At 63.0% G+C, this 12474-nt stretch carries 12 protein-coding genes; 9 read left to right on the top strand and 3 right to left on the bottom strand.

Going from position 1 to position 12474, the window contains the following annotated elements; genetic code table 11:
• Positions 1 to 9 precede the first annotated feature (9 nt).
• Genes PSAL_RS11870 through PSAL_RS11860 form a run of 3 tightly spaced genes read left to right on the top strand, consistent with a single transcriptional unit; the run spans position 10 to position 4127 of the window.
• A complete protein-coding gene (locus PSAL_RS11870; RefSeq protein ID WP_119838598.1) occupies positions 10 to 1098 on the top strand; it encodes a microcin C ABC transporter permease YejB in 1089 nt (362 codons plus the stop codon).
• 3 nt (positions 1099 to 1101) lie between these two features.
• Positions 1102 to 2274, top strand: coding sequence for an ABC transporter permease (locus PSAL_RS11865; RefSeq protein WP_119838597.1), 1173 nt, complete (start codon positions 1102 to 1104; stop codon positions 2272 to 2274).
• Positions 2271 to 4127, top strand: coding sequence for an ABC transporter ATP-binding protein (locus tag PSAL_RS11860; RefSeq protein ID WP_119838596.1), 1857 nt, complete (start codon positions 2271 to 2273; stop codon positions 4125 to 4127). The genes PSAL_RS11865 and PSAL_RS11860 overlap by 4 nt, the downstream gene beginning before the upstream one ends.
• Positions 4128 to 4156: 29 nt before the next feature.
• On the opposite strand, the gene hemN is transcribed toward PSAL_RS11860, so the two are convergent.
• Positions 4157 to 5512 (bottom strand): oxygen-independent coproporphyrinogen III oxidase, encoded by a 1356-nt coding sequence (gene hemN / locus PSAL_RS11855; protein ID WP_119838595.1) that lies wholly within the window; start codon positions 5510 to 5512, stop codon positions 4157 to 4159.
• Positions 5513 to 5577: 65 nt separating this feature from the next.
• Between hemN and fnrL the strand changes: the two genes are divergently transcribed.
• Positions 5578 to 6324: a transcriptional regulator FnrL gene (gene fnrL, locus PSAL_RS11850; protein ID WP_119838594.1), complete on the top strand. Its 747-nt coding sequence runs from the start codon at positions 5578 to 5580 to the stop codon at positions 6322 to 6324.
• A 104-nt stretch (positions 6325 to 6428) separates the two neighbouring features.
• Here the strand turns inward: fnrL and PSAL_RS11845 are convergent, their stop codons facing one another.
• Positions 6429 to 7268 carry a universal stress protein gene (locus tag PSAL_RS11845; RefSeq protein WP_119838593.1) on the bottom strand — a complete coding sequence of 280 codons (840 nt, stop codon included), beginning with the start codon at positions 7266 to 7268 and terminating at the stop codon, positions 6429 to 6431.
• Positions 7269 to 7467: 199 nt separating this feature from the next.
• On the opposite strand from PSAL_RS11845, the gene ccoN reads away from it, so the two are divergent.
• The 4 genes from ccoN to ccoP are packed head-to-tail and all read left to right on the top strand — an operon-like array spanning position 7468 to position 10916.
• Positions 7468 to 9072, top strand: a complete 1605-nt coding sequence (gene ccoN / locus PSAL_RS11840) for a cytochrome-c oxidase, cbb3-type subunit I (protein WP_119838592.1) — start codon at positions 7468 to 7470, stop codon at positions 9070 to 9072.
• Positions 9073 to 9084: 12 nt separating this feature from the next.
• Entirely contained in the window at positions 9085 to 9810 is a 726-nt protein-coding gene (gene ccoO / locus PSAL_RS11835; RefSeq protein WP_119838591.1) for a cytochrome-c oxidase, cbb3-type subunit II, read from the top strand.
• 16 nt (positions 9811 to 9826) lie between these two features.
• Positions 9827 to 10048: a cbb3-type cytochrome c oxidase subunit 3 gene (locus tag PSAL_RS11830; RefSeq protein WP_119838590.1), complete on the top strand. Its 222-nt coding sequence runs from the start codon at positions 9827 to 9829 to the stop codon at positions 10046 to 10048.
• 1 nt (position 10049) lies between these two features.
• On the top strand, positions 10050 to 10916 hold the full coding sequence (ccoP, locus tag PSAL_RS11825) for a cytochrome-c oxidase, cbb3-type subunit III (RefSeq protein ID WP_119838589.1): 867 nt from the start codon (positions 10050 to 10052) through the stop codon (positions 10914 to 10916).
• A 242-nt stretch (positions 10917 to 11158) separates the two neighbouring features.
• Here ccoP and PSAL_RS11820 read toward each other — a convergent pair whose 3' ends face one another.
• A complete protein-coding gene (locus PSAL_RS11820) occupies positions 11159 to 11323 on the bottom strand; it encodes a hypothetical protein (protein WP_196222747.1) in 165 nt (54 codons plus the stop codon).
• 107 nt (positions 11324 to 11430) lie between these two features.
• Between PSAL_RS11820 and PSAL_RS11815 the strand changes: the two genes are divergently transcribed.
• The gene (locus PSAL_RS11815; RefSeq protein WP_119838588.1) at positions 11431 to 12357 is read left to right on the top strand and encodes a LysR family transcriptional regulator; all 927 of its coding nucleotides are present in this window, start codon (positions 11431 to 11433) and stop codon (positions 12355 to 12357) included.
• Positions 12358 to 12474: the final 117 nt, after the last annotated feature.

Here is a 12474-nt window from a genome sequence, read left to right as displayed (position 1 = left end):
CCAAGCACAATGGGCGCCTATATCCTTCGCCGCCTGGCATTGGTCATCCCGACCCTGCTTGGCATCATGATCATCAACTTCGCGCTGGTTCAATTCGTCCCCGGCGGGCCGATCGAACAGATCATCGCCCAGGTTCAGGGCCAGGGTGATGTCACCGCGGGCTTCACCGGCGGCGGCGTCGATTCGACCGAGATGCTGGGCGGGGGCGGCAATGAGTCGTACGTCGGCGCCCGTGGCCTGCCACCGGAGTTCATCGAAAAGCTGGAAAAGGAATTCGGCTTCGACAAGCCGCCCCTGGAACGGTTCGGCCGGATGCTGTGGAACTACATGCGGCTCGATTTCGGGGAAAGCTACTTCCGTTCTGTGTCGGTCATCGACCTGGTGCTGGAAAAGATGCCGGTGTCGATTTCGCTCGGGCTGTGGTCGACGCTGATCGCCTATCTCGTCTCTATCCCGCTTGGCATCCGCAAGGCGGTGAAGGACGGCACCAGTTTCGACAACTGGTCCTCGGGCATCATCATCGTGGCCTATGCGATCCCCGGTTTCCTCTTCGCGATCCTGCTGCTGGTGCTGTTCGCGGGAGGGTCCTATTGGCAGGTGTTCCCGCTGCGGGGGCTGACCTCGGACAACTTCGACCAGCTCACCCTGCTGGGCAAGATCGGGGATTATTTCTGGCACATTACCCTGCCGGTGCTGGCCTCGACGATCTCGGCCTTTGCCACGCTGACACTGCTGACCAAGAATTCCTTCCTCGACGAGATCAAGAAGCAATATGTCATCACCGCCCGCGCCAAGGGCCAGACCGAACGCAAGGTCCTGTACGGTCACGTTTTCCGCAACGCGATGCTGATCGTGATCGCGGGCTTTCCGGGCGTCTTCATCTCGATCTTCTTCGCCGGCAGCCTGATCATCGAGACGATCTTTTCGCTCGACGGTCTCGGCCGTCTCGGCTTCGAGGCCGCGGTACAGCGCGACTACCCGGTGATCTTCGGCACGCTCTTCATCTTCGGGTTGATGAGCCTGGTGGTCGGGATCGTTTCGGACCTGATGTATGTCTTCGTCGATCCCCGTATCGACTTTGAAAAGCGCGAGGGCTGAACCATGCAGGACCCCGTGCCGCATATTCCGGGCCATGACGCGCCCGCACCCGTGCCCGAGGTGAAGAAATCCCGCCTGTCGCCGCTGAACCAGCGCCGCTGGCGCAATTTCCGTCGCAATCGCCGGGCCTTCTGGTCGTTGATCGTCTTCGTGATCCTGTTTGGCGCTTCGCTGATGGCCGAGGTGATCGCCAACGACAAGCCGATCCTGGTCAGCTATCGCGGCGATTTCTACATGCCCATCTTCCGCACCTACCCCGAGACCACCTTCGGCGGGGATTTCCGCACCGAGGCGATCTATCGCGACCCGGAGGTCCAGTGCCTGATCGAAAGCGGCGGGCTGGAAAGCTGCTTTGACGATCCCGACGGAATCATGGCGCAGGCCGAGACGGGCACCGTCGATGGCGAAGCGATCGAAGCTGGCTGGACCGTCTGGCCGCCGATACGCTATTCCTACAACAGCCCTGTCGACCGCCCCGGTGCCGCGCCCTTGGCGCCCAACCGGCAGAACTGGCTCGGGACCGATGACACCAAGCGCGACGTGATGGCGCGGGTGATCTACGGGTTCCGCCTGTCCATCGTCTTCACCCTGATCGTCACCGCCCTGTCATCGCTGATCGGCATCGTCGCCGGTGCCGTGCAGGGGTTCTTCGGCGGATGGATCGACTTGATCTTCCAGCGCCTGATCGAGATCTGGTCGGCGACGCCATCCCTATATGTCATCATCATCCTCTTCGCGATTGTCGGGCGGGGATTCTGGTTACTGGTGGTGCTGACCGTGCTGTTCGGGTGGATGGCGCTGGTGGGCGTGGTGCGGGCGGAATTCCTGCGCGCCCGCAACCTTGAGTATGTCCGCGCCGCAAGGGCACTAGGCGTGTCGAACCGCGTCATCATGTTCCGTCACATGCTGCCCAATGCCATGGTCGCGACCCTGACCATGATGCCCTTCATCGTCACCGGGACCATCTCGACGCTGGCGGGGCTCGATTTCCTCGGCTTCGGGCTGCCTTCGTCCTCGCCGTCTCTGGGCGAGCTGACGCTGCAGGCGAAAGAAAACCTCCAGGCGCCCTGGCTGGCCTTCACGGCCTTCACGGTCTTTGCCCTGATGCTGTCGCTGCTGGTCTTCATCTTTGAAGGCGTGCGCGATGCCTTCGACCCAAGGAAAACCTTCCAATGAGCCTTCTCGAGGTCCGCGACCTGAAAGTCGCCTTCCGCCAGGACGGCAGCAGCCACCTTGCCGTGCGCGGCGTGTCCTTCGATGTCGACAAGGGCGAAACCGTGGCGCTGGTGGGGGAATCCGGATCCGGCAAAAGCGTCTCGGCGCTGTCCACCGTGCAGCTGCTGGGGGACAACGCCACCGTCACCGGCAGCGCGTGTTTCGACGGGCAGGAGATGATCGGCGCCGGTGTGGAAAAGCTGCGCAAGCTGCGCGGCAACCGGATCTCCTTCATTTTCCAGGAGCCGATGACATCGCTGAACCCGCTGCATACGATCGAACGCCAACTGGCCGAAACCATGGCCCTGCATCAGGGGCTGAAGGGGCGCGGTTGGGGCAAGCGGTTCCTGGAAGGCTGGATGACCCTCAGCCCGCGCCCCGTGGCGGCGGCGCTGGCGGTGTTATGTGCCTTCTTGGCCCTTTACGGTGCCTTCGTGGCCACCGCGCCCGATGTGCCCTCCCTGACCGGATGGGATAACTTTTGGGGCGAACTGGGCCTGCGCCTGTTGCACGGCCTGTTCTGGGTGGTGGGCCTGACCGGGGCGCTCTGGCTGGTCAAGGCGCTGCTGAAGGCCGGCGCCGGCGCCTGGATCATGGCCAGCGATACCCGCGCCCGGTCGATCGAATTGCTGGAACAGGTCGGTATCCGCGACGCGGAAAGCCGGCTGACGGCCTATCCGCATGAATTGTCCGGCGGTCAGCGCCAGCGGGTGATGATCGCCATGGCGCTGGCCAACAGCCCCGGCCTGCTGATCGCGGATGAACCGACCACGGCGCTGGATGTCACCATCCAGGCGCAGATCCTGGAACTGCTCGCGGATCTCAAGAACCGCTCGTCGATGGGGCTGCTGTTCATCACCCATGACCTTGGCATCGTGCGCCGCATTGCCGACCGGGTCTGCGTGATGAAGGACGGCGAAATCGTCGAAACCGGCCCGACAGACCGCATCTTTGCCGACCCGCAGCATCCCTATACCCGGAAACTGCTTTCGGCCGCCGCCGCCGGGACACCGGAGCGCGCGGCCGAAAACGCGCCCGTGGTGCTGCGGGCCGATCACCTGAAGGTCTGGTTCCCGATCAAGGCCGGGTTGATGAAACGCACCGTGGGTCATGTGAAGGCGGTCAACGACGCCAGCTTCAGCCTGCGTGCCGGCGAGACCCTTGGCATCGTGGGGGAAAGCGGATCGGGCAAGACGACGCTGGCGTTGGCGGTGATGCGGCTGATCGGCTCGGAAGGGCAGCTGACCTTCGGGGATCGCGATATCCGCAGCCTGACCACGCATCAGTTGCGCGGTCTGCGCAAGGACATGCAGATCGTGTTCCAGGACCCCTTCGGGTCGCTCAGCCCGCGAATGACCTGCGAACAGATCATCGCCGAGGGCCTGTCCATCCACAAGATCGGCGATGGTCGCGCCCCGCGCGATCTGGTGGCCGAGGTGATGCGCGAAGTCGGCCTGGATCCGGCGGCGATGGATCGCTATCCGCATGAATTCTCAGGCGGTCAACGCCAGCGGATTGCCATTGCCCGTGCCATGATCCTGCGTCCGAAACTGCTGGTGCTGGACGAACCGACCTCGGCGCTGGACATGACGGTGCAGGTGCAGATCGTCGACCTGCTGCGCGCCCTGCAACGGAAATACGGGCTGGCCTATCTGTTCATCAGCCACGACCTGAAGGTGGTGCGCGCCATGTCGCACCGGGTCATGGTCATGCGCCATGGCGACATCATCGAAAGCGGCACCGCCGAGGGGATCTTCAACGCGCCGCAGGAGCCCTATACGAAAGAGCTGTTCGCGGCCGCGATGGACCACTAGGCGCAGCAGGGCGCCTTACCTCGGCCCCCTCAGATCGCCGAGGAATGGCGTGCCCGCGCATGGTCATAGGCGTCAAAGGCCCGTGCCACGATCCGCGTCAGGGGCCGCGCCTTTGGCGGGATCGACAGGCCGTGTTCATCGAGCCGCAGCAACCCGTCAAAGCGGCTGGCAACGGCGCGGAACAGCCCGTCGACCTCGGGTCGGGAAAGGCCGAAGCGGCCGCTGATCTCGGCCGTGGAGACGGTGAAATCGCACATCAAGGCCTCGATGATCCGGCCCCGCATCCGGTCGTCCGCGTCAAAGCCATGACCCCTCGTGGTGGAAAAACGCCCCCCCCGTATCGCCGCCGTATGACCCGAGGTCGCGGGATTGTTCTGGCTGTATCCCTGCGGAAAGCGGGAAATCGACGCTGCCCCGATGCCGATCAGCACGTCGGAGGAATCATCGGTATACCCTTGGAAATTGCGCCGGAGCCTGCCGGCCTGACGGGCGGTTTCCAGCCCGTCGCCCTTCAGCGCAAAGTGGTCGATGCCGATCTCGGCGTATCCATCCCAGCTGAACAGCTTTCGGGCGGTTTCGAACAGGGCCAGACGTTCGCGCGGGGTCGGCAGGGACTCCGATGGCAGCATCGATTGCCGCCGCGCCATCCAGGGCACATGGGCATAGCCGTAAAGCGCCACCCGGTCGGGGCACAGGCCCAGCAGTTTCTGCACGCTCTCGGTGATCTTTTCTGGGGTCTGGAACGGCAGCCCATAAAGGATGTCGGCGTTCAGGCTATGCACCCCATGGGCGCGGATCGCCTCGGTCACATCGCGGGTCTTTTCGTAGCTCTGGATGCGCCCGATGCAGCGCTGTATCTCGGGATCGAAATCCTGCACCCCGATAGAGGCGCGGTTCATTCCGGCGCGGGACAGCACGGCCAGCCGGGCGTCATCGACCTCATTGGGATCGATTTCGACCGAAAACTCGGCGCCGGGGGCCAGTGGGAGCACGTCGTGCACCGCTCCGGCGAGCGTTTCCATCATCGCCGGGTTCAGCAGGGTCGGGGTGCCGCCGCCCCAATGCAGGCGGGACAGGCGCACGCCCTCGGGCAGATGCGCCTTCAGCAGCGCCAGTTCCGCCAGAAGGGTGTCGAGATAGGCGATCACGGGGGCTTCGCTTTGCGTGCCTTGGGTGCGGCAGGCGCAGAACCAGCAGAGCCTTCGGCAGAAGGGCACATGCAGGTAGAGCGAGATCTCGGCTCCGGGGCGGATCGCCTCGATCCAGGCGGTATGTTGTGCCGCGCCGGTGGCGTCCGAAAAATGCGGGGCGGTGGGATAGCTTGTGTAACGCGGCACTTTCGCGTCAAACAGTCCCAACCGTTCAAGTTGCGTTCCATTGACCATGGCACTAGGCTTAACGTGACCGCGCAACCTGTCATTGACCCAGATCAACAAACCAACGAGGGGCCATGCTTCAGCCTGACCTCAGCATCGTGCCGCAAGATTGCGGCGTCTGTCCGATCCGTCACCGTGCCGTCTGTGCCCGGTGTGATGCGGACGAATTGCAGATTCTCGAAGAGATCAAGTATTACCGCAGCTACGAGGCCGGTCAGACCGTGATCTGGGCCGGCGACCGGATGGATTTCGTCGGCTCGGTGGTTTCGGGAATCGCGACGCTGACCCAGACGATGGAAGACGGGCGGACCCAGATGGTGGGCCTGTTGCTGCCGTCCGATTTCGTCGGTCGGCCGGGACGTGACGGGGCGGCCTACAACGTCATGGCGACCTCGGATCTGGTGATGTGCTGTTTCCGCAAGAAGCCCTTCGAAAAGCTGATGGAGACGACGCCACATATCGCACAGCGCCTGTTGCAGATGACGCTGGACGAATTGGATGCGGCCCGCGAATGGATGCTGGTGCTGGGGCGCAAGACCGCGCGGGAAAAGATCGCCTCGCTCATGGTCATCATCCTGCGCCGGGATGCGACGCTGAACCTTGCCCAGCCCCGTGACCGGATAAGCTTTGACCTGCCTCTGACCCGCGAGGCGATGGCAGATTACCTGGGCCTGACGCTGGAAACCGTCAGCCGCCAGATTTCGGCGCTGAAACGCGACAAGGTGATCCATCTGGAAGGCAAGCGGCATGTCATGGTGCCCGATGTCGGCCGCCTGCTGGAAGAAGCGGGCGATGACAGCGACGGCGGCATGCTGAGCTAAGCTGAGCCGCGTGCGCGGCGCCTCGACGCCCTGATATCACGAGCCAGGAAACCCGCGCCCGGTTCGGGGGCGCGGGCAGGGGCCCCGGCTTTGGCGGTTCCGCTTCAATGCGCCATGAAGATTGGCAGCGTGGTGCCTTCCATCATGTTGCGGGTCGCACCGCCCAGGATCGCCTGGCGGAACCTGGAATGCCCATAGGCCCCCATCACGACCAGGTCGGCGCTGATATCCAGCGCATGGCGGCTGATCAGGTCCGAAATCCGCGGCAGGGTCTTGGCTACGACCTCGATCTCGGCCGAGACGCCGTGGCGGGACAGCCAGTTCGCCAGCATCCCGCCGGGATCAGAGCGGTCGGGGCCATGGCTGGGCGGATCGATGATCACGATATGCACGGCCTCGGCGGTTTTCAGCATCGGCAGCGCGGCGCGGATGGCGGCAAGGGCTTCGGGGGTTTCGTTCCAGCCCAGCATCACCGATTTCGGCGCCACCGGGGCCGCCACGTCGCCCGGCAGGATCAAGGCCGAGGCGCGGCCTTCGAACAGGACAGATTCCGTCACGGGTTCAAGTTCGACGCCCTTGTCGTCGCCATAGGGCTTGGGCAGCACGACCAGATCGGCGAAGCGCGCCTGCCAGCCGATGCGCCGCCCGATGTCCCCCAGTTGGGCCAGGTCCGATTCGGTGGACCAGCGGATCGATTCGCCGGTCAGACGCTGGATCGCGGCCTCTTCGATTTCCTTGGATTCGGCGGTCGCGCGATCCACGGCGTCCTGTAGAATCGTGGCATCGGCGCCGCCGTAATAATACCCGATCTGCGCCCGGTCGATCCCGAGGCAAAGCACGTCGAGATGCGCATCATGGCGGTCCGCCAGCGCAACGGCCTGATCCAGAAGCGACGTTGCACCCGATTTGGATGTGAGAACGGTAAGGATTGATTTGTAAGACATGTTCACCTCCTGCGGGAAAAATTTGCTATCATTAGTCTACGGTGAATTTTTTTGGATAACTTTGATCCCGGTCAAGACTTCAGGCGCAACCGCTTGATACAGATCAATGTCACGGCCCCGTGTGGACGGCATGTCATGGGGAGATATCTCGGCTAAGCGGCTGCGTCAGGGCGGTCGCGGCGACGGAAAAGGACGCGAAATGACGAACGCAATCAAGCTCATTGCGCTGGCAGCCATCACGCTGCTGGCGGCAATCGCAGCGAATTACGCACGCGACCTGGCCTATATGGTGAACGCCCTTGTGGTCATGTTTGTGGCCGCGGGCCTGTTCATCTGGGTCTTGCGCAACACCGACGAGGCCGTCGTGCCCGTCGACCGGTCCGGCGAATACATGGACGATGTGGTGCGCGCTGGCGTGATCGCGACGTCCTTCTGGGGGGTCGTGGGCTTTCTGGTCGGCGTCTTCATTGCCTTTCAGCTGGCGTTTCCGGTGCTCAATTTCAACTGGGCCGAGGGATACCTGAACTTCGGTCGGCTGCGCCCGCTGCACACCAGTGCGGTGATCTTTGCCTTCGGGGGCAATGCGCTGATCTGTACGTCCTACTACGTGGTGCAGCGCACCAGCGCGGTGCGGCTCTGGGGTGGGAACCTGGCCTGGTTCGTCTTCTGGGGTTACAACCTGTTCATCGTGATGGCGGCGCTCAGCTACGTGCTGGGGGGATCGCAATCCAAGGAATATGCCGAGCCTGAATGGTACATCGACCTCTGGCTGACCGTCGTCTGGGTCGCCTACCTCGCGGTCTTCCTCGGCACGATCATCAAGCGCAAAGAGCCGCACATCTACGTCGCGAACTGGTTTTTCCTGGCCTTCATCGTGACCGTTGCCATGCTGCATGTGGTCAACAACCTGGCGGTGCCGGTGTCCATCTGGGGCGGTAAATCCGTGTCCCTGTTCGCCGGTGTGCAGGATGCGATGACGCAGTGGTGGTACGGGCATAACGCCGTTGGCTTCTTCCTGACCGCCGGTTTCCTCGGGATGATGTACTACTTCATTCCCAAGCAGGCCGAACGTCCGGTCTATTCCTACAAGCTGTCGATCATCCACTTCTGGGCGCTGATCTTCCTTTATATCTGGGCCGGTCCGCACCACCTGCATTACACGGCGCTGCCCGACTGGGCCTCGACCCTGGGCATGGTCTTTTCGATCATCCTATGGATGCCGAGCTGGGGTGGCATGATCAACGGTCTGATGACCCTTAGCGGGGCCTGGGACAAGCTGCGCACCGACCCGGTGCTGCGCATGATGGTGATCGCGGTGGGATTCTACGGCATGTCGACCTTTGAAGGGCCTGTGATGTCGATCCGCGCGGTCAACAGCCTGAGCCACTATACGGACTGGACCATCGGCCACGTGCATTCCGGTGCGCTCGGCTGGAACGGCATGATCACCTTCGGGGCGCTCTATTTCCTGGTGCCGAAGCTGTGGAAACGCGAACGCCTTTATTCCCTGTCGATGGTCAACTGGCACTTCTGGCTGGCGACGATCGGTATCGTTCTCTACGCGGCCTCGATGTGGGTCTCGGGGATCATGGAGGGGCTGATGTGGCGCGAGGTCGATGCCAACGGCTTCCTGGTGAATTCCTTCGCCGATACGGTCGCGGCCAAGTTCCCGATGTATATCGTGCGCGGTCTGGGTGGGGTCATGTACCTCGCCGGTGGGATCATCATGTGCGTCAATCTCTGGCTTACCGTCCGGGCACAGCCCGCGATGGCAAGCGAGAACAGCCTTGTGCCCGCGGAATAAGGACCGGAAACAATGGGAATTCTCGACAAGCACAAGTTCATCGAAAAGAACGCCACATTGCTTCTGGCTGGGTCGTTCGTGGTGGTCAGCATCGGCGGCATCGTGGAAATCGCGCCGCTGTTCTACCTGGAAAACACGATCGAGAAGGTCGAGGGGGTGCGCCCCTATTCGCCACTCGAGCTGACCGGGCGGGACATCTATGTCCGCGAAGGCTGCTATGTCTGTCACAGCCAGATGATCCGTCCCATGCGGGACGAGGTCGAACGCTACGGGCATTATTCGCTGGCAGCGGAATCCATGTATGACCACCCGTTCCAATGGGGGTCCAAGCGGACCGGGCCGGACCTGGCCCGCGTCGGGGGGCGCTACTCGGACGAATGGCACGTGGATCACCTGAGCGACCCCGAAAGCGTGGTGCCCGAATCGGTGATGCCGAAATACGGCTTCCTGCTGAACACGCGGCTGGACGGGCGCTACATAGGTGATGCGATGCAGGCTCATTCCATCGTCGGCGTGCCCTACACCGACGAGATGCTGGACAACGCGCAGCGGGATTTCACCGTCCAGATAGATCCCTACGGCGATATCGACGGGCTGCTGGAACGCTATCCCGGCGCCCAGGTGCGCAATTTCGACGGCGAACCGGGGATTTCGGAAATGGATGCGCTGATCGCCTATCTGCAGATGCTCGGGACGCTGGTCGATTTTTCGACCTTCATTCCCGACGAAAGCCGCTGAGGGAGGCGCGAGGACAATGGATACCTATTCGATCTTCCGTGAATTCGCCGACAGCTGGATGCTGCTGTCGCTGTTCATGTTCTTCATCGGGGTCTTTCTCTGGGTGATGCGTCCGGGCAGCCGCCAGACCTATCGCGAGACGGCGGGCATTCCGTTCCGCAACGAAAGCCGCCCCGCCGCCCCGGACCCCGAAAAGCCAGCCGCCCCGGATGCGGCCCTCACGGAAAAGGATGCGTGAGATGAGCGAAAAATCTGATCTTGAAAAGCAACATGGCACGACCGGGCATTCCTGGGATGGCATCGAGGAGCTGAACACCCCACTGCCGCGCTGGTGGCTCTGGACGTTCTACCTCTGCATCATCTGGGGCATCGGCTATGTCATCGCCTATCCCGCCTGGCCGCTGATCAGCCGCGCCACGCCGGGGCTTCTGGGCTTTTCGACACGTGCCGAGGTCGCCGCGCAGATCGACGATGCGACCCGGGCGAATGCGGGCATCAACCAGCAGCTGACCGAGGTCGCGCTGACCCAGATCCCGATCAATGCCGAGCTGAACCAATATGCGGTCAGCGCTGGTGGGGCGGTCTTCAAGACCTGGTGCGCGCAGTGTCACGGCTCCGGCGCGGCAGGGGCGGTCGGCTACCCGAACCTGCTGGATGATGAATGGCTCTGGGGCGGCTCGGTCGAAGAGATCTACCAGACCGTGGCCCATGGGATCCGCAACGAAACCGACCCGGACGCGCGCTACAGCCAGATGCCGGCCTTCGGGACCGACGACCTGCTCGAAAACGATCAGATCGACGCGGTGGTCAACTACGTCATGTCCCTGTCCGGAGAGGCGCCTTCGCCTGACCTGATCGACACAGGCGCGACCGTCTTTGCCGACAATTGTGCCACTTGCCACGGCGACAATGCCATGGGTGACCGGGAGCAGGGCGCGCCGAACCTGACCGATGCGATCTGGCTATACGGCGGCAGCTACGAGGCGATCCACGAAACTGTCGTCCGGGCGCGTTTCGGCGTCATGCCCGCCTGGAACGACCGTCTGAGCGAATCGCAGATCCGCGCCGTCTCGACCTATGTTCACCAGCTTGGCGGTGGCGAATAACCGGTCCGCCCTCTGGGATCTGCCAAATCAGGACAAGGCCCCGCAGGCGCGAACGCTTGCGGGGCCTTTATCACTTGGGTGCGCAGCGCTGCCGACCCGGCAACCTGTGCCACCATGGCATCCTGTCGGCGCCCTTCGGTTGCGGATCAATCGCGGCTGGCTTGCGGTCCTGCCAGCGGCTTGCATGGCGCGCGCGTGCCGAGACCATATCGAGGGGGCGATAGATGATCGGGTCCATGACGCTACCCTCGCGACTTGCCGGTGGTCCGGTCAGGCACGGAGTCGGCCGTGCGACCAGCCGGGACGCTTAGCCGGGGCAGCACCGCGTCGGGGTGACGACTGGCGTTGGACACCCGCTTTTCGGAACGGGTCGCGGTCATGAAGCTTCTTGCGTAGATGTTCAGCATGTCTGGCCTCCTTCGGGCTGGTTGATGTCTGTCTCTGCTCACAGATCTACAGCACCCGGCGGCATCGCCCTATTCAGAAAGCCTGACTTCGTGTAAGTTCAGCTTACATGATCAATTGGATATCCCTCCCGCCCCTGACGGCGCTCCGTGCCCTTGCAGCCCTGTCCGAAACCGGATCGACGGTCGAGGCTGGCGCGCGGTTGAATGTCAGCCACGCGGCTGTAAGTCAGCAAATAAAGACCTTGGAGGCGCATCTGGGTGTGGCGCTGGTGGATCGGTCCGGGCGGCAGTTGGTCCTGACCGAAGATGGAAAGCAGCTGGCCGAGGCGATGATCGGCGGCATGGTCCAAATTGAGTACCTGATTGAAAGACTTACAGGTCAGGATGCCAGTCGGCCGCTGACCGTTTCCTGCACCCCCGCCTTCGCGACCTCTTTCCTGATGCCGAGGCTGGCAGATTTCCAGCGGCGTTATCCCGGCACCTCGCTGATGATCGACCCGACTCCGACCCTGAAAAAGGTCGGCCCCGGTGGCGTCGATGTGGCCCTGCGCTATGGCGCCGGGGACTGGCCGGGCCTGAAATGCGAACTGGTGATCGACACGCCGATCGCCATCGTCGCCTCGCCTGATCTTGTGCCGGGCAACGGGCAGATCGCACCGGGCGATCTTCAGGCCTATCCCTGGCTGCAGGAGCTTGGGACATCCGAGGCCAGCGATTTCCTGCGCCACCACGGAGAGGACCTGGACACGCGCATGGGCGTGACCTCGTTGCCCGGGAACCTGATGGTGGACGCGGCGCGGGACGGGCGCGGCGTCGCAGTCATCGCCCGCGCGTTCGTCGAGGCCGATATCGCCGCCGGGCGGCTGCGCCTGCTGTATGAGGACCGCCGCAAGAAAGGGTACTTTCTGGTCACGCGCCCCGAAACGATGCGCCCCGTGGCGCGGGATTTCGCGGCCTGGATCCGCACCCAGGTCCGTGGGCAGATCAGTGGCACCTGGCAGGATCACGCGGCGGGGCAGGACAGCACCGAGTGATCGGCGCCGACGCCATTTCGCGATTTGTCCTGCTGGTTGTAAACTCTTTGGGAAATGATTCGGCGAAAATATGGCATTTGATGCAGGTCAATGTTTCGCCCCGATCCGGCTGACAAA

Source organism: Pseudooceanicola algae, from assembly GCF_003590145.2.
Lineage (GTDB): Bacteria > Pseudomonadota > Alphaproteobacteria > Rhodobacterales > Rhodobacteraceae > Pseudooceanicola > Pseudooceanicola algae.
This window is presented reverse-complemented; position numbering and strand designations above follow the sequence as displayed.